This window comes from Flavobacterium sp. YJ01 (assembly GCF_029320955.1).
Classification (GTDB): domain Bacteria; phylum Bacteroidota; class Bacteroidia; order Flavobacteriales; family Flavobacteriaceae; genus Flavobacterium.
The window spans coordinates 4,462,333-4,480,193 of record NZ_CP119757.1 but is presented as its reverse complement, the minus strand read 5'-3'; the positions used below and the strand labels follow the sequence as shown (position 1 = coordinate 4,480,193).

21 protein-coding genes are annotated in these 17,861 nt (G+C 32.4%); 18 read left to right on the top strand and 3 right to left on the bottom strand.

Annotation, left to right across the window (positions count from 1 at the left end; translation table 11 throughout):
* Window positions 1–72: 72 nt before the first annotated feature.
* From P0R33_RS19575 to P0R33_RS19505, 15 genes are all read left to right on the top strand, one after another.
* Complete coding sequence (locus P0R33_RS19575) at window positions 73–987, top strand: helix-turn-helix transcriptional regulator (protein ID WP_276172847.1); 915 nt, start codon at window positions 73–75, stop codon at window positions 985–987.
* A 43-nt stretch (window positions 988–1,030) separates the two neighbouring features.
* Window positions 1,031–1,447, top strand: coding sequence for a hypothetical protein (locus tag P0R33_RS19570; RefSeq protein WP_276172846.1), 417 nt, complete (start codon window positions 1,031–1,033; stop codon window positions 1,445–1,447).
* 1 nt (window position 1,448) lies between these two features.
* Window positions 1,449–1,661, top strand: a complete 213-nt coding sequence (locus P0R33_RS19565) for an ArsR family transcriptional regulator (RefSeq protein WP_276172845.1) — start codon at window positions 1,449–1,451, stop codon at window positions 1,659–1,661.
* Between the two features lie 79 nt (window positions 1,662–1,740).
* Entirely contained in the window at window positions 1,741–2,109 is a 369-nt protein-coding gene (locus tag P0R33_RS19560) for an ester cyclase (protein ID WP_276172844.1), read from the top strand.
* Window positions 2,110–2,307: 198 nt separating this feature from the next.
* Window positions 2,308–3,348, top strand: a complete 1,041-nt coding sequence (locus P0R33_RS19555; protein WP_276172843.1) for a serine hydrolase domain-containing protein — start codon at window positions 2,308–2,310, stop codon at window positions 3,346–3,348.
* A gap of 6 nt (window positions 3,349–3,354) precedes the next feature.
* Window positions 3,355–3,777 carry a DUF1801 domain-containing protein gene (locus tag P0R33_RS19550; RefSeq protein WP_276172842.1) on the top strand — a complete coding sequence of 141 codons (423 nt, stop codon included), beginning with the start codon at window positions 3,355–3,357 and terminating at the stop codon, window positions 3,775–3,777.
* Window positions 3,778–4,881 (top strand): MBL fold metallo-hydrolase, encoded by a 1,104-nt coding sequence (locus P0R33_RS19545; protein ID WP_276172841.1) that lies wholly within the window; start codon window positions 3,778–3,780, stop codon window positions 4,879–4,881. It abuts the gene before it with no gap.
* A 182-nt stretch (window positions 4,882–5,063) separates the two neighbouring features.
* Complete coding sequence (locus tag P0R33_RS19540; protein WP_276172840.1) at window positions 5,064–6,188, top strand: lactonase family protein; 1,125 nt, start codon at window positions 5,064–5,066, stop codon at window positions 6,186–6,188.
* 76 nt (window positions 6,189–6,264) lie between these two features.
* Window positions 6,265–6,786, top strand: coding sequence for a GNAT family N-acetyltransferase (locus tag P0R33_RS19535; protein ID WP_276172839.1), 522 nt, complete (start codon window positions 6,265–6,267; stop codon window positions 6,784–6,786).
* A 49-nt stretch (window positions 6,787–6,835) separates the two neighbouring features.
* Window positions 6,836–7,417, top strand: a complete 582-nt coding sequence (locus P0R33_RS19530; RefSeq protein ID WP_276172838.1) for a TIGR00730 family Rossman fold protein — start codon at window positions 6,836–6,838, stop codon at window positions 7,415–7,417.
* A gap of 69 nt (window positions 7,418–7,486) precedes the next feature.
* Window positions 7,487–8,167 carry a porin family protein gene (locus P0R33_RS19525; protein ID WP_276172837.1) on the top strand — a complete coding sequence of 227 codons (681 nt, stop codon included), beginning with the start codon at window positions 7,487–7,489 and terminating at the stop codon, window positions 8,165–8,167.
* A gap of 115 nt (window positions 8,168–8,282) precedes the next feature.
* Window positions 8,283–8,750, top strand: coding sequence for an SRPBCC family protein (locus P0R33_RS19520; RefSeq protein WP_276172836.1), 468 nt, complete (start codon window positions 8,283–8,285; stop codon window positions 8,748–8,750).
* Between the two features lie 240 nt (window positions 8,751–8,990).
* Window positions 8,991–9,359, top strand: coding sequence for a DUF1801 domain-containing protein (locus P0R33_RS19515; protein WP_276172835.1), 369 nt, complete (start codon window positions 8,991–8,993; stop codon window positions 9,357–9,359).
* A 35-nt stretch (window positions 9,360–9,394) separates the two neighbouring features.
* The gene (locus P0R33_RS19510; RefSeq protein WP_276172834.1) at window positions 9,395–10,294 is read left to right on the top strand and encodes a TlpA disulfide reductase family protein; all 900 of its coding nucleotides are present in this window, start codon (window positions 9,395–9,397) and stop codon (window positions 10,292–10,294) included.
* 11 nt (window positions 10,295–10,305) lie between these two features.
* Window positions 10,306–10,992: a 2'-5' RNA ligase family protein gene (locus P0R33_RS19505; RefSeq protein ID WP_276172833.1), complete on the top strand. Its 687-nt coding sequence runs from the start codon at window positions 10,306–10,308 to the stop codon at window positions 10,990–10,992.
* 88 nt (window positions 10,993–11,080) lie between these two features.
* Here P0R33_RS19505 and P0R33_RS19500 read toward each other — a convergent pair whose 3' ends face one another.
* The 3 genes from P0R33_RS19500 to P0R33_RS19490 are packed head-to-tail and all read right to left on the bottom strand — an operon-like array spanning window position 11,081 to window position 14,053.
* Complete coding sequence (locus tag P0R33_RS19500; protein ID WP_276172832.1) at window positions 11,081–11,443, bottom strand: glyoxalase; 363 nt, start codon at window positions 11,441–11,443, stop codon at window positions 11,081–11,083.
* 4 nt (window positions 11,444–11,447) lie between these two features.
* On the bottom strand, window positions 11,448–11,906 hold the full coding sequence (locus P0R33_RS19495; protein ID WP_276172831.1) for a hypothetical protein: 459 nt from the start codon (window positions 11,904–11,906) through the stop codon (window positions 11,448–11,450).
* Window positions 11,906–14,053, bottom strand: coding sequence for a cation:proton antiporter (locus tag P0R33_RS19490; RefSeq protein ID WP_276172830.1), 2,148 nt, complete (start codon window positions 14,051–14,053; stop codon window positions 11,906–11,908). The genes P0R33_RS19495 and P0R33_RS19490 overlap by 1 nt, the downstream gene beginning before the upstream one ends.
* Before the next feature lie 294 nt (window positions 14,054–14,347).
* Here P0R33_RS19490 and P0R33_RS19485 point away from each other — a divergent pair, with 294 nt between their 5' ends.
* From P0R33_RS19485 to P0R33_RS19475, 3 genes are all read left to right on the top strand, one after another.
* The gene (locus P0R33_RS19485) at window positions 14,348–15,775 is read left to right on the top strand and encodes an L-serine ammonia-lyase (RefSeq protein WP_276172829.1); all 1,428 of its coding nucleotides are present in this window, start codon (window positions 14,348–14,350) and stop codon (window positions 15,773–15,775) included.
* Between the two features lie 383 nt (window positions 15,776–16,158).
* The gene (panB, locus tag P0R33_RS19480) at window positions 16,159–16,977 is read left to right on the top strand and encodes a 3-methyl-2-oxobutanoate hydroxymethyltransferase (RefSeq protein WP_276172828.1); all 819 of its coding nucleotides are present in this window, start codon (window positions 16,159–16,161) and stop codon (window positions 16,975–16,977) included.
* Between the two features lie 185 nt (window positions 16,978–17,162).
* A complete protein-coding gene (locus tag P0R33_RS19475) occupies window positions 17,163–17,852 on the top strand; it encodes an RNA pseudouridine synthase (RefSeq protein WP_276172827.1) in 690 nt (229 codons plus the stop codon).
* The last annotated feature ends 9 nt before the right edge of the window (window positions 17,853–17,861 follow it).

Below are 17,861 nucleotides of genomic sequence, written 5' to 3'. Positions count from 1 at the left end.
ACTATGTTTCTATGTGTTAAATTATTATTTTTTTTAATTACAACAAACGGGTAAAAATAAGTAACTTGTACTATGGCAAATCAGCAACCTCTTCGATTTAAAACTATTAGCGAATTTCATGATTTTAGAGATTTGCCAAAACCCGAACATCCTTTGGTGAGCGTTTACAATTTTGAAGATCTTAAATATCTGAATAGCGAAGAACCCAAAAGTTTAATGCTAGATTTTTATTCGATTGCTTTAAAAAGAAATGCGAATGCTAAAATGCGTTACGGCCAGCAGGAATACGATTTTAAAGAAGGGGTTTTGATTTTTCTTTCGCCAGGACAAGTTTTTTCTATTGAAGGAAATGCCGAAATGCAGCATACAGGATGGTCTTTATTGATTCATCCTGATTTTCTTTGGAATACCCCGCTTGCACAAAAAATCAAACAATACGATTATTTTGGTTATGCAGTTAATGAAGCGCTTCATCTTTCTGATAAAGAAGAAAATATGCTTATTGATATTATCAAAAATATTCAGCAGGAATATAAATCTAATATTGATAAATTCAGCCAAGATGTTATTATTGCTCAGATTGAATTATTTCTAACTTACGCTGAACGATTTTATAACAGGCAATTTATTACTAGAAAAATCAGCAGCCATCAGATTTTAGCGCGTCTAGAAAAATTACTTGAAGACTATTTTACAGACGAGTCTTTAAAACAAAAAGGACTTCCAACCGTTCAATTTATTGCCGAAAACTTACATGTTTCTCCAAATTATTTAAGCGGATTATTGAAAACGCATACAGGTCAAAGCACCCAGCAACATATTCACAATAAATTAATTGAAATGGCAAAAGAGAAACTTTCTACAACCAATTTATCAATTAGCGAAATTGCATTTGATCTCGGTTTTGAGCATCAGCAATCGTTTAGCAAATTATTCAAAACCAAAACAAAGAGTTCGCCATTAGAATTCAGACAATCTTTTAGCTAATTGCTTTATTTTTCATAAATTCGTTACATAAAAAACGAAAAATATGAATCCATTTTTAAGAAATACTTTGGCCGTTATTGCCGGTCTTGTAATCGGAAGCGTTGTCAATATGAGTATCATTTTAATTAGCGGTTCTATAATTCCAGCTCCAAATGGCGTAGACGTTAGCACAACCGAAGGTTTAAAAGCCAACATGCATTTATTTGAGCCAAAACATTTTCTTTTTCCTTTCTTAGCACATGCAATCGGAACATTTGCTGGCGCGCTTACAACAGCTTTAATCGCTATTAAGCACAAAACAAAATTAGCTTTCGGAATTGGTGCATTCTTTTTATTTGGCGGTATTGTCACTATTTTTACGTTGCCTTCTCCAATTTGGTTTAATTTCGTTGATTTGATTTTTGCCTACATTCCTACTGCCTATTTGGCTTCTAAAATTGCCGTAAAAAAGAAAATCTAAAATGAGTAATTCTCAAAACATAAAACCAGCAAAAAAATATTACGAACATTTGGGCGGTAAACTTGGCGAATTGCTTCTGGAAACATTTATTGAGAAAAAATGGATTGCAAAAAAAGAACCTTCTGAAAAGCTTTTCTATATCACAGAATTGGGAGAAAAAGAGTTTGAAAAATTGGGTTTAGATCTTTCAAAAATCAAATCAGAAGTGCTTTAATTTTATAAATTTCTTTGGACTTTCTGCAAATATTATAGCGCTTTATTTCATAACTTAGTTTGTTTTTAAATTTTGAATTATGACTAAGAAAGAAATCGCAAAAAACTTTCTGACATTGGCAGCAAAAGGGCATTCTCATGAAGCTTTTCGATTATATATTGGAAAGAATTTCAAGCATCATAATACGCATTTTAAAGGCGATGCCGAAACCTTAATGCTCGCTATGGAAGAATCTGCCAGAACAAATCCGAATAAGGTTTTCAAAATTCATCATATTTTGAGAGACGGAGATTTGGTTGCTGTGCATTCGCATCTCAAACAAACTCCAGCAGATATTGGTTTTGCTGTCGTTCATATCTTAAAATTCGAATCAGAAAAAATCGTCGAACTTTGGGATTTAGGCCAGCCAATTCCGAAAAATAATATCAATGAAAATGGAATGTTTTAATGTTTGTTTTTTAAACGCAAAGTTCGCAAGGTTTTTTTATCAAGCTTAAGGTTTAAAAACGCTAAGTTCACAAAGCTTTGCGTTCTTCTGCGACTGGCAAACACAAACTGAGAAAAAAACTTGCGAACTTTGCGTTTAAATTTCTCAACGAACGTCAAACCTTAAACCTGAAACAAAAATAACCCTATAAATAACCAAATGAATTTTATTTCCAAGATTTCCTTTCTATTCGTTATCATCTTTACCAGCTGTAACTCAACAGCACAAAAGAAAGATGATTATAAAAAAAGCATCGATAGTTTAGTTCAAAACAGTAATCCAGAATTTAATGGTGTCATTTTAATTTCCCAAAACGGAAAAACTTTGTATTCAAAAGTGAAAGGTTTTGCCAATTTAGAAACTAAAAAACCTTTAAAAATAGATACACAATTCGAAATCATGTCAAACAGTAAACTTATCGCTGCTGTTTTGCTTTTGTTAGAAGTAGAAAAAGGAAAAGTTGATTTGAATTCTCCAATCAAAAAATATCTTCCAGAATTAAAACAAACTTGGGCAGATTCTGTCACAGTTCATCAGCTTTTAAATCATTCACACGGAATTGTCGATTTACAAAAACCTCTGGCTTTTAAACCTGGAACCGATTTTAAATACGGAAATTTAAGCTTCAATCTAGTAGCCAAAATTGTAGCATTCAGTTCTAAAAAAAGTTACAGAGAAGTTGTCGAATCACTTTTTAAAAAATTAAAAATGAATCAGACTTTCTGTTATTCAAAAGATAAAGAACAAAATTTGGCGAAAGGTTATTTTTATAGCAATAATCAATTCGAACCAAATAACTCAAGACAAATTAATGATGAAAGTTTAGGAGCAGATGGCATCATTTCTACTGTTTTAGATCTAGCCATTTGGAATAACAATCTTCATAAAGGGAAAATATTAAAACCTGAATCTTACAGGTTGCTAACGAAAAACACGATTCTTTCGCAACATAATTTCTTTGGAAAAGAAAAAGATGGTTACGGATACGGAATTCGAACTATAGAAAAAGAATCGGTTAAATATCTTGGCCACACAGGCTTGGGAGATGGATTTTCTTCTGTAAATTTGTATTTTCCTGAAAGTGATATAAGTTTGATAATTCTAGAAAATCAAATGCCAGAAGATTCTAAATTATTTTATGCTTCTGAATTTCAGATTAAAAACATTTTGTTAAAAAGCGATTTACTAAGTAAAAAATAATTCAAAATGGCAAAAAATAAAACTACAGAAACCGAAAGCAGCGTTATTGATTTTATAAATGCTGTTGAAGATGACAAAAAGAAAAACGATGCTTTTGAACTTCTAAAAATTTTCCAAGAAACAACAGGTTTTGAACCCAAAATGTGGGGACCAAGCATTATTGGTTTTGGAAGTTATCATTATAAATATGACAGCGGACACGAAGGCAATGCCCCGTTAGCAGGTTTTTCGCCAAGAAAAGCAGCCACAACAGTTTACTTTTCTTTGCCTGAAGAAAATAGAGAGGAGCTTTTGTCTAAATTAGGAAAACATACTTCTTCAAAAGCTTGTATTTATATTAAAAAATTAACCGATATTGATATTGAAATTTTAAAAAAGATTATTTTACTTTCAATAGAATACACACAAAATTTATATCCTTCAAAATAAATGATCACATTTTTAATTCTATTATTTTTAATAGTTCTTGCAGTTTACAGATTTCTTCAACATCCAAAATTTGGAAAAGCGCCTTCTGGAGAAAGACAGGTTTTAATTGAGAAATCGCCTCAATACAAAAATGGAAAATTCCAAAATCAAAGTTTTACGCCAGATTTAGCTGAAGGCGAAAGTATGGCTGGAGTTTTACTTGAATTTTTCTTTAAAAAAGTTGATCGAAAAATTCCAACAGATTTAATTCCGTCAATTAAAACCGATTTAAAAAAACTTTCTCTCGACCAAGATATTTTAATTTGGTTTGGACATTCTTCTTATTTTATTCAATTGGAGGGAAAACGATTTCTGATTGATCCCGTTTTTAGCGGTAACGCCTCTCCTATTCCTGGCACAACAAAATCTTTTAAAGGTTCTGATATTTATACGGTTGATGATCTTCCTGAAATTGATTATTTGTTGATTACGCACGATCATTACGATCATTTGGATTACGATACTATTTTAAAATTAAAACCAAAAACCAAGAAAATAATTACGGCACTTGGTGTTGGTTCACATTTTGAATTTTGGGGTTTTCCATCAGAAAATATAATCGAAAGAGATTGGTATAGCACCATTCAATTAGATGAAAATCTCAAGCTTCATACAACGCCTTCAAGACATTTTTCGGGAAGAAGTTTCAAAAGATGCAACACGCTTTGGACTTCTTTTGTTTTAGAAACTAAAGATTTTAAAATGTATTTGGGCGGTGACAGCGGTTACGATTCTCATTTTGCTGAAATTGGAGAAAAATACGGCCCGTTTGATGTCGCTTTGATTGATAATGGTCAATACAATCAAAAATGGAAATACATTCACAATATGCCCGAAGATGTCATAAAAGCGATGAAGGATCTAAAAGCAAAAAGAGTCTTTCCTGTTCATTCGTCTAAATTTGCTTTATCACTTCATTCTTGGGACGAACCTTTGAATAGAGTTACAGAATTGAATAGTTTATCTGAAAATCCGATTTCTTTGATTACTCCTATGATTGGCGAAAAAGTGGAATTGAAAAATGAAAATCAAGAATTTAAACAATGGTGGCGTAATGTTAGGTAATTGATAATTGTTAATTGTTAATTGTTAATTGTTAATTGTTAATTGTCAATTGATAATTGTCAATTGCAATGTCACCCTGAGCGATCCCGAGGCTTCGGGAGAAGGGCGTTCCTATTGGCACTTGGGCTTCGACTTCGCTCAGCCTGACAACGAACTTAGTACTTGAAACTTGAAACCTAAAAATGAAACAAAAAATATACTCTTTTGCAATTGTATTTCTCTTAACAGTAAATCTGTTTGCCCAAAACACCTACGTCTTTTTAGGTTCATACAATCGTGATAAAACGGCTGAGGCAATTCAGGTTTATCAGTTGGATACTTTGAATGGAAAATTGACCAAATTTGCTTCGGTTAAAAATGTCGTGAATCCCTCCTATTTGGCGGTTTCTCCAAACGGAAGATATGTTTACGCTTGCACGGATACAAAAACACCAAATGCAGGAAGCATTAGCAGTTTTGAGTTTAATCCTGAAACAAAATCACTTACTTTTTTAAATAGCCAAAGAAGCGGTGGTGAAAATCCAGTTTATGTTTCCGTTCTTAAAAATGGAAAATGGATTGTAAATGCGAATTATACAGAAGGAAGCGTTTCTGTTTTTCCGATCTTAGAAAATGGAAAAATCGATTCGATTGCGCAGAATTTTCAATATATGGATGGAAGTGTCAATAAAGAAAGACAAACTAGATCGCACGTACATTCGGCTGTATTTTCTCCTGATTTTGATTATTTATTTTTACCTGATTTAGGCGCAGATAAAATTCGTTGTTATGCATTTGATGAAAATCAGAAAAAGCCTTTAGTTGAAACTAAAAACCCATTTACCAAAACCGATTTAGAAGCTGGACCAAGACATTTAACTTTTCATCCGAATCAAAAATTTGGTTATTGCATTGAAGAAATGGCTGGACAAATAAGTGTATATAATTATGAAAATGGAGTTTTAAATAAAATTCAGCGTATTGCAACACATTCTAATAAAATTAAAGACGGTTTCGAAAGTTCTGACGTACACATCTCGCCCGACGGAAAATTTCTTTACGCCACAAATCGCGGAAAAGAAAACAATATTGCTATTTTTTCTATTGACGAAAATGGACTTTTGAAAAACATTGGTTATCAATCGACTTTTGGCAAACATCCTCGTGTTTTTGCCATTGACGAAAGCGGTAAATTTTTAGTCGCTTCTAATGTTCAAACGGGAAATGTAATTGTCTTTAAAAGAAATCCTAAAACAGGATTATTAAAGAAAACCGGAAAGGAAATTAAAATGCAAGATGTTTCTTGTGTTCAAATAAAAAAGATTTAATTATTTATTCTGTTTTGTCATTCTGAGCGAAGTCGAAGAATATCTCAAGCAAAAAAACTAACTAAAAACTAAAAAAATGACAGCATCAAACTTCAATTTAAAACCAGATATTTTAGAAAATGAAATCGTAAAACTAATTCCGTTAGAAGAAAATCATTTTGAAGAACTATTTAAAGCAGCTTCAGATCCATTAATCTGGGACCAAAATCCTGTCAAAAACAGATATACAAGTGAAGGTTTTAAAACTTATTTTGATATCATAATTACAAAAGGATCATTCTTAATTCTCAATAAAGAAACCAACGAGATTATGGGAACAACTAGTTTTTACGATTACAAACCAGAAGAATCGAGTGTTGCGATTGGTTACACTTTTTTAACTAGAAAATATTGGGGCGGACCATATAACAAATCTTGTAAAAAACTATTAATTGACTATGCTTTTCAGTATGTAAATTCGGTGCTCTTCCATGTAGGAGCAGAAAATTTCCGTTCGCAAAAGGCTGTTCTAAAACTTGGAGCAGAAAAAGCAAGAGATATGTTTATTACTGTAAATGGTGTAGATATGCCTTATTTTGAGTATGAATTGAAGAAATAGTGAATTAGTGACTAGTAAAATCATTTCACATTTACAAAAAAAACAAAAAATGAAAAGAATAACAGTATTCTGTGCTTCTAGTTTTGGCACTGAAAAAGTATATGAAGAACAAGCGATTTTAGTTGGAAAAACGTTAGCAGAACAAAATATAGAATTAGTTTACGGCGGAGCAAATGTCGGTTTAATGGGCGCCGTTGCAGACGGAGCTTTGAATGCTGGAGGAAAAGTTATTGGCGTTCTTCCTAATTTTTTAAGATCGAAAGAAATTGCGCATCAGGGTTTAACCGAATTAATTTTGGTAGAAAGCATGCACGAACGTAAAACTAAAATGAATGAGTTATGCGACGGCGTAATTGCGCTTCCTGGCGGTTTTGGAACACTCGAAGAACTTTTCGAAATGCTGACTTGGGCGCAACTTGGACTTCATAAAAAACCAATCGCAATTTTAAATATAGACGGTTTTTACGATACTTTAATTGAATTGCTTCAGACCATGACGACAAAAGGTTTATTGAAAGAAGTTAATCGAGAAATGCTTTTAATAAGTGATAATATTGAAGATTTATTACATCAAATGAGAAATTATACTGCGCCAACAGTTGGGAAATGGATTGATAAAAAGAATGTGTAACAATAAAAAAGCTATAATGTTAAATTGTAATTTGATACATTCGCAATCAAATTAATCGACCAAAAAAACATGAAAAAAATTACTTTTTTATTATTTACCATTTCTTTAATTACTTTTAAAACTACAGCGCAGGAATCAAAAAATAAATTTGGAATACAAGGAGGCTTAAATTATTCCAGTTTTAGAGGTTACGACTCTTTTACAAATGACAAAGCAGGTTTTGCTTACGTTTTTGGACTTTCATTTCAGCATCAAATTCAGGAAAACTTATCTATAAAAGCCGATTTGAATTATGAGAGAAAAATCCAAAATACCAAAGGTACTGTTGAAATATTAGAGCCGACATTTCCAACAGGTCCAATGGAAGAAAATTACCATTTTAAAACTACAGCCTATTTAAACTATGTCGTGTTGCCTATCATGATTAAATATAATTTTTCTGGAGATAAAAGTTTTTATATAAATGGCGGACCTTATTTGGGCTATTTATTAAAATCAGGCATTAAATCAAAATCTAATATTCCAGGAGTAATAAATGCCGATGATGAAGATACAAATCGCAAAAAGTCATTAGATTTTGGACTCTCAGCAGGAATTGGAAAAGAATTTAAACTGGATACAAATCATCAGATTTATGTAGAAATTAGAGAGAATTTAGGTCTTCAAAACATTTCTAAAACAGAAGTAATAAATGATGGAACGATTAAAACCAATTCTTTAAATTTATTGGTTGGGTTTACATTTAATTAAATTTTGACACTTTTACTGCAACTATTTCATAAATTAGAGGTCGCAAGAAAAAATTGAAGTTTCAGGTGTAAACCAACTTCTTACATCTAACTTATATCTTCTAATCTCAAAAAAAATGAAAACAGAAAACAACAAATTTGCAAAAGCCGAAATGCTGATTCGGAAACCTGTTTCAGAAGTTTTTCAGGCTTTTATTGATCCGAAAATCACGAGTAAATTTTGGTTTACAAAGGGATCTGGAAAATTAGAAGAAAACCAAACAACCGAATGGACTTGGGAAATGTATGGCTTTTCGCTTTCAGTAAAAACACTCGTTTTACAAGAAAATAAAAAGATTGTTATTGAATGGGGAAATCCTGATGAAGTTACTTTGGTAGAATGGGTTTTTAATCCGTTAAACGAACATGAAACTTTTGTTAGCATAACAAACTCAGGTTTTCATGGCGACACAGATAAAATAATCGATCAGGTTCGTAATTCGACTGAAGGTTTTACTTTGGTTTTAGCTGGTGCGAAAGCGTATTTAGAACATAATTTACAGTTGAATTTAGTTTTAGATCGCTTTCCGAAAGGTCTTGCTTGATGGTGATTTAAACGCAAAGAACACAAAGTTTTTACGCAAAGTACGCGAAGTTTTTCGAGAATCATTAAAATGGTAAAGATCGCAAAGCTTTATTTACATAAATCACTTTACAGATAAAGCTTTGCGAACTTAATATATAGATTCTACCTCATCTCGTAATTTAAAAATCTTAGCGCACTTTGCGTTAAAAAAACTGACGTTGCTAGTGAAAACCTGAAACTTGAAACTTGAAACTAAAAAATGGAAACAAAGAAACCTGAAAATATCGATGAATACATTGGCGGATTTCCGAATGATGTTCAGGAAATTTTGGAAAAAGTTAGAATGACGATTCAGAAAGCGGCGCCAGATGCTAGAGAAAAAATCAGTTATTCGATGCCAGCTTTTGAGCAAAACGGAATTGTGGTTTACTTTGCAGCCTACAAAAATCATATCGGATTGTATGCGTTGCCAACTGGACATGAAGCTTTTGCTGCGGAACTTTCTAAATATAAATCAGGCAAAGGTTCTGTTCAATTTCCGTTAAAAGAAAAAATGCCTTATGATTTGATAACTAAGATTGTAAAATTTAGGGTGAAAGAAAATCTAGAAAAAGTAAAAAAGAAATAACTTAAATTTGAAGTTGACCACAAAACTCTTATTCAATGAAAAAATTAAGCTTTCTGTTTATCCTTTTTATTTTTCTTATAAGTAATTTGAGTTTTGCTCAGGACGAATCTGCAATAGAAAAAGAAATTTTAGAGTTGCACAAACCAACCAAAAAAATTCGTGATTCGATTTTAGGATTGCAAAAAGGACTTATTTCAAAAATTGAAATTGAAAAAGATTCTATCATCAAAAATCAATTAATTCTTCGATTAGATGATTTAGAAAATGCAAAAGATCAAAATGATATCAACGAATTAAAACTTGATTTTGCTTTTGCTAAAAATCATCCCAATTCATTGCATTCTCTAAGCTTAATCCGAATACATGTTGGTCGTTTTATTGGCATGAATTTTTATGACACTTTCGTTGATGTTTTTGAAAATTTTACACCCGAAATAAAGAATTCTGAGAAAGGCCTCGAAATGGCAGAAAAGCTTAAATACTTTAAACAAAGTAAAGTTGGAAGCAAAGCTCCAGAGTTCGCTTTAAAAGACATTAATAATAAACCTATTTCGCTCGACGAATTTAAAGGAAAACAATATATTTTAATAGATTTTTGGGCAAGCTGGTGCGGACCATGCCGCGAAGAATTGCCTTATATTAAAGAATTATATCAAAAATATCACGGACAAGGTTTTGAAATAATTAGCATTGCAAAAGACGATAAAACAGATCTTTGGAAAAAAGCTATTGAGAAAGAAAAAATTGAACTTTGGAGACATATTTTTATTTCAGAAGACACAAAAAGCATCATTACAGATTATTTTGTTAACGGAATTCCACATAAAGTTTTAATAGACAAAAATGGCATTATTATTGGAAAATGGAAAGGCAGTGGAGAAAACAACAAACACGATCTGCAAAAGCAATTAAAATCTATTTTTGAAGCCGAATAATATATTTTCTAATGAACAACCTAACCGAACATTACGACAAACTTTATGAAACTTCTGCGGCAACAATTGCAGCAGGAAAATATTCGATAGATTTAGAACTTAAAAATGAATCTGATTCTCGTTTTGGAATAACGTTGCTTATTCGTCCGAACGATGAAATTAAAGCCAATATTCAGCATTTTATTAATGAATTAAAAAAAGTAGAACCTGAGCAGTATTTTTATCCCGAATCGGATATTCATGTTACGGTTATGTCTATTATTTCGTGTTCGGAAAACTTTACTTTAAATCAGATTTCGCCAAAAGAATACATCGAAATTATCTGCCGAAGTTTGGTAGATGTAGACAAAATCAAAATTCATTATAAAGGCGTAACCGCCTCTCCATCAGCTTTGATGATTCAGGGATTTCCTAGTGATGAAACTTTAAATAATTTACGAAATAAACTTCGCGAGAATTTCAAAAAGTCAGGATTACAGCAAAGTATGGACACTCGTTATTCTATCTTTACGGCGCATTCTACGATAATGCGTTTTCAGGAAAAACTCCATAATCCGAAAAAATTAATTGAAATTGCAGAAAAATATCGTGATTATGATTTTGGAGAATTTGAAGTGAAAAATTTAGAATTGGTTTACAATGATTGGTATCAGCGTAAAGACACAACTCGTGTTTTGGGAGATTTTGGTTTGAGATGATTTTTTTTGCCACAAATTTCACTAATTTATTTTTACTTTTTTATCGAATAATAATTTGTAAAATTTGTGGTAAACTTAAATATCAATTTTATTTAAACTTTCCAAAATGCCATAAAACTCCAGACGGATCGTGCAGAAAACATTCGCTTCCCCAATCTAAATATTTTATTGGAGTTAATTTTGCTCCTTCAAATTTTTCTGGAAGATTTAAAGCTAAAAGTTTGCTGTAATAACTTTCTACATCTTCAACTTCGACAAAAATCATTGTATTGTCAATCCAATCTTTTACATAAGCATCTTGCAAATAAAAGGCAATTTCATCAGATTTAAAAACAGACATTTTTGGATCTAAAACTATTTCTTCAAAACCTAAATCTCTGTAGAAGCTTCTAGAAATCTCGAAATTTTTAGATCCAATAAATGGTCTGATTGATTTTATATTCTTTCCCATTTTACTATAAATTTATGTCGTTATAATAAATTAAAAACCATTTGTTATTTATCAGCTTAAATTGCCTTTCCACTTCAAAACCACTATCTGGAATCCAAAATCTTTCAGTTATTAAAGAATCTGTTTTTGTTAACGAATGTTCATATTCTCCAATTTCTATTTTTTCAGAGACTGGAATAGCATGAAACTCCCAATTTTTTCTTGTCCAATTGTATTGTTCAAAGCCAGAAACATGTTTTCCTTCAATCGGAAAATCAACTCTTGAAACTTGAAAAATAGAATCTGAGTGAAATTTTTTATTGAATTCCTCGAAGTTTTCCGCTACTTCAAGTTTTTGTTTTGATGCTTTATTTTTACTTTCAATTAAACCTTGATTTGTTGTTTCAGCTTTTTTTCCATCATTACAACTTAAAAAAGTAATCGAAATCAAAGCAATTATGAATTTAGAAAAGCTTTTCATCATTATCCCTTCTTCAAAATACTTCCCAAACCACGACCAATTTGCTCAATTGCTTCAATACCTTTTGCTAAAGGTGAAGCCGTAAAGTCTTCGTAGGCATCCATGGCGCTTTCTTTTCTATCGTCTTGCGGATAAACCAAAATCACATTACTATCTTCAAAAGATTTTTCGAATTTCTGAGGCAGTTTATCAAAAATTGACTGATAAGAAACCGAGCCTTTTCTAGAAAGATTAAATACAACTAAATCGGTTGGTTTCATTTCGTCAGAAATAGATTCAAAATCTTCCCAATCCGAAACATTTTTAAATCCTAATTTAGCATTCAATTTCAAATTATTAGCAATTTGCTGAATAGTTTCGTGTGTTTTGTATTCGGCGTAAATCACAATCGGAATACTTAATTCTTGCGATAATCTACTGACTTTCTGAATTAATAAATGAAAACCAATTCCTCTTTCTGAAAATGGCGGACAGACAAAAACCAATCTTTTTTCTTCTATAAAATTCTTTTGAAATCGGCAGATAAATAAATTTTTATCTACATTATTGATAATGGAATCTACATTTTCACCGAAAATTTTATCTAAAAATCCTGTTTTTCTTGGCCACCCGACAATCACAATATCCGACATGATTTCTTTAGAAGTTCTTGCAATTCCGCTCGCAGGATTATGATCGATTCTGGCAATTGTATTGATTTTTACTTCAGAAGCCGAAGCCTGAACCACAAATTTATCAACGGCTTTTCTATATTTTAAAATATTCTTTTCTGCCTGATTATTATTGGGAACAATTGTCAACAAAGTCACAGGATTAGATGATTTTTTATCTTTAATTAAAAGAGCAAAATCGAGCAAACTCGCTGCGGCAGAAGTTTTCGCCAACGGAATCAAAATGTGTTCGTCTAAAATCTGATCTTTTTCTGCATCTTCATGCGAAATTTCTTCTTCGCAGATTGCAATCTTTTTAGCCGCTTTTTCGGTTGCAAAAGAAGCTACAATACAAGTAATTAAAATCAGAATAATAGTTCCGTTTAAGATATTTTCATCTAAAATTTTAGCTTTAAATCCAACCAAAATTACCGCCAAAGTTGCTGCCGCGTGCGCACTGCTCAATCCGAAAATAAGCTGTCTTTCGGTTTTGCTGTATTTAAAAACAATTTGCGTAAAGAATGCTGCAATCCATTTTCCAAAAATTGCCACAACACTCAAAGTTCCTGCTACAATCAAAGCTGTCGGACCGCTTAAAATAACGCTAACATCGACAAGCATTCCTACAGAAATCAAGAAAAACGGAATAAACAATGCATTTCCGATAAACTCAATTCTATTCATCAAAGCCGAAGAATGCGGAATTAACGGATTTAAAGCCAAACCTGCCACGAAAGCGCCAATAATTGGCTCTACTCCTGCTACTTCTGCCAAAAAGGCTGCGAAGAAAACCACAGAAAGTACAAAAATATAGTGGGCGTGTTTTTCACTTTCTAACTTCTTAAAAAACCATTTTGCAATTCTCGGAATAACCAAAAACATAATGGCAGAAAAAATCGCTAACGAAATAGTCAATTTAATCCAAAAAGCTTGATTTAGATTCCCTTGACTGCTTCCCATAATTACGGCAAGAATAATCAGAACGGCTGTATCTGTTAAAATTGTTCCGCCGACAGTAATAGCAACAGCCTGATTTTTAGCGATTCCCAATTTACTAACAATCGGATATGCAACCAAAGTGTGCGTAGCAAACATACTTGCGGTTAAGAAACTCGCATTAAAATCATATTGCAGTAAATAAAAACAAACAGGAAATCCGATGGAAAGAGGAAAAATAAAAGTAAAAAAACCAAATAATAAACTCTTATTTCTATTGGCTTTAAACTCATTCATGTCTAATTCTAAACCGGCAATAAACATGATATATAAAAGTCCGATTGTAGAAAACAAGTCTACGGCGGAATTTTTTGCCAAAATATTCAATCCGTGAGGACCGATAATAACTCCGGAAATGATAAGTCCGATAATTCCGGGAATATTAATTTTTTTAAGTAAAATTGGCGAAAGCAGAATAATAAAAAGTATTAACGAAAAAATCAATACTGGATTGCTTAGAGGTAATTCGAATTCTTGTAATAGATGTCTGAAAAATTCTATCATATGGTAACTTTATCTTCTTGTGGCATTATAATTTGTAAAAAGACGTTTTCAGAATTAAAACAAAATCCAGGAAGTATTAATATTAAGAATCAAGTCAATTATAGACTCATTCTTTTACAAAAATACCGAAAAAAGATGAACTTTTGACGGAAAGTGCATATTAAGGATTTAAATTTATTTTGTTGCCGAATTATTAAAATTTAATATATTTTTTAACGAATACGCAAGATTAACATTCAAAGATGAATCTTCATTGCATTATTCAATTATCTTTGTCTTAACAAAAAACGAACAATGGAAGAATGTATCTCTGTTTTTGATATGCTTAAAATTGGCGTTGGTCCTTCAAGTTCACATACTTTAGGACCTTGGCGTGCTGCCGAACGCTTTTTGGAAGAGCTAAAAGACGAAGCAATTTTAGACAATATTACGCGAGTAAAAGTCGATTTATACGGATCTCTTTCTCTCACTGGAAAAGGGCACGCAACCGATCTTGCCGTTATGCTGGGTTTAAGCGGGCAAGATCCTGAATATATTCCTGTTGAAGATATTGCAGGAATTATCAAAAAGATTGAAACTACTAATGAAATCAATTTGGGAAACCAAAAAATGATTCCGTTTTACTTTCTTCAAGACATTGTTTTCAACAAAGACTTTCTTCCTTTCCATGCAAATGGATTGAAATTTACAGCTTATAAATCAGACGATTCTGAATACGAATCTACTTTTTATTCTATAGGCGGCGGATTTGTGGTGAAAGAAGAACGCACAAATGCCAAATTAAAAGAAGAAATAAAATGTGCCTTTCCTTATCCGGTTCAAAATGCGGCGGAGTTATTGAATTATACCATTTCTGAAAACAAATCGATTTCTGAAATTGTATATGAAAATGAAATCTCAATGCGTCCAGAAGCGGAAGTTCATTCTGAATTAATGCGTATTTGGAATACGATGTTAGAATGCATGTATATCGGTTGTCATTCTGAAGGAATTCTTCCTGGCGGACTTCACGTGCGTAGAAGAGCTTTTGATATGCACCAAAACCTAATCGGATTATCAAATTATAACGATCCTCAAAGCTGGCTTCAAGAAATTAGAAAAACCGAAGTTAAATTTCGCCAGATTTTAAAATGGGTTAGCTGTTTTGCACTTGCCGTGAATGAAGTAAATGCTTCTTTAGGTCGCGTTGTTACAGCTCCAACAAACGGAAGTTCGGGCGTAATTCCGGCCGTTTTGATGTATTATATGGTAATTGAAAACCATGATGCAGGCGAAAAAGAAATCAAACAATTCTTGATGGTCGCGGGCGAAATTGGAAGTATTTTCAAAAAAGGCTCCACTATTTCTGCTGCAATGGGCGGATGTCAGGCAGAAATCGGCGTTTCGTCATCAATGGCAGCGGCTGCACTTTGCGAATTAATGGGCGGAACTCCAGCTCAGGTTCTTATGGCGGCAGAAATTGCAATGGAACATCATTTAGGTTTAACTTGTGATCCTATTGGCGGTTTGGTTCAAATTCCTTGTATTGAAAGAAATACGATGGGCGCAATAAAAGCGATTAATGCCGCGGAATTGGCTTTAGAAACTGATTCTAAAAATGCTAAAGTACCTTTAGACAAAGTAATTAATACAATGTGGGAAACGGCAAAAGATATGAATTCTAAATATAAAGAAACCTCAGAAGGCGGACTTGCAATTGCCGTAAATATGGCGGATTGTTAAATATATTTTTTAGCCACAGATTAAAATGATTTTTTCACGCAGATTTGGCAGATTTAAGCAGATTTTGTTTAAAATTAAATCTGATTATTTTTTTGATCGACATAAGATAAAAATTTGTTCGAATCCTTTTAATCCTTTTAATCTGTGGCTAAAAAAAACTCAAAATGACTTAATTTACTGTCTGAAAAAGCTTTCATTGAAAAACATGGAAGTTATCTTGAAGCTTCTCTAAAAACATCACATATTTATTCTATAATAATGGTAGACAGTCAGTTTAGATTGGAATTTAAAGATAGAAAACTGTATTCTGTTGAAATATTCTATTATTGCTGATTCCCATTTTACAATTATTCAATACTTTTACAATATCAAAAACAAAAAAAATGTCAGTAGCTAAGAAAGATTATAAAAGAATCACAACAAAGTCATTAATTGAAATGAAAAGCAACGGAGAAAAAATCTCTATGCTTACCGCTTACGATTATACAATGGCAAAAATCGTTGACACTGCGGGTGTTGATGTAATTTTAGTTGGCGATTCAGCATCAAATGTTATGGCAGGTCACGAAACAACACTGCCAATTACGCTAGATCAAATGATCTATCATGCTTCGTCTGTAGTTCGTGCTGTCGAAAGAGCTTTAGTGGTTGTAGATTTACCTTTTGGAAGTTACCAATCTGATCCTAAAGAAGCTTTACGTTCTTCTATCAGAATTATGAAAGAAAGCGGTGGACACGCAGTAAAATTAGAAGGCGGAAAAGAAATTAAAGAATCGATTAAAAAAATATTACACGCTGGAATTCCAGTAATGGGGCATTTGGGTTTAACACCGCAATCTATCTACAAATTCGGAACTTACAGCGTTCGTGCAAAAGAGGAAGAAGAAGCAGAAAAATTGATTGAAGATGCTCAAATGTTGGAAAAAATTGGCTGTTTTGCTGTTGTTTTAGAAAAAATTCCAGCAGAACTTGCAAAAAAAGTTGCTGATAGTATTTCGATTCCTGTTATCGGTATCGGTGCTGGAGGCGGTGTTGATGGTCAGGTTTTAGTTATTCACGATATGCTTGGAATGAATAATGAATTCAGTCCGCGTTTCTTACGTCGTTACTTAAATCTTTATGAAGAAATGACAAAAGCAATTGGTCAATATGCGGCTGATGTTAAATCTAGTGATTTCCCGAACGAAAAGGAACAATATTAATTTTTGAGGTTCTAAGTTGCGAAGATTCTAAGATACTAAGTTTTTTTAGGCACAAAGGTCCAAAGTAACAAAGTCTCAAAAATTCAAAGATTTTTTTTATGAATTGCCTCCAGCTTTAGCTGGAGGTTTATTTTTAAGACACATTATAGGCTTTAGCCAAATTTCATCAAACTAACTGATTGATTGTGAAAATACTATCTGATAAAAATAATTTGCAAATTCTTCACGAAGACAATCACATTATTGTGGTTAATAAACGTGTTGGCGATATTGTACAAGGAGATAAAACTGGCGATAAACCTCTTTCTGATATTGTAAAAGAATATATTAAAGCTAAATACAACAAACCTGGAGATGTTTTTTTGGGTGTAATCCATCGTTTGGATCGTCCAACAACTGGAATTGTAGTTTTTGCGAGAACTAGTAAAGCGCTTTCGCGAATGAACGAATTGTTTAGCAATCGCGAAACACAAAAAACATATTGGGCGGTTGTCAAAAATAAACCAAAAGAAGCGAAAGCAAAATTGGTTCATTATTTAAAAAGAAACGAAAAAAACAATACTTCAAAGGCACATTTAAAAGAAGTTCCTGACAGCAAATTAGCAAGTTTAGATTATACCATAATCAAAGAACTTCATAATTATACGGCGTTGGAAATCAACCTGCATACTGGACGTCATCATCAAATTCGTGCACAATTATCTGCTATTGGATCTCCAATAAAAGGCGATTTAAAATATGGCGCAGACAGAAGTAATCCTGACGGCGGTATTCATCTTCATGCCAGAAAACTAACTTTTGTTCATCCGGTTTCAAAAGAAAACATTACAATTATCGCTCCAACTCCAGAAGATCCGATTTGGAATGCTGTATGATTTTTATGA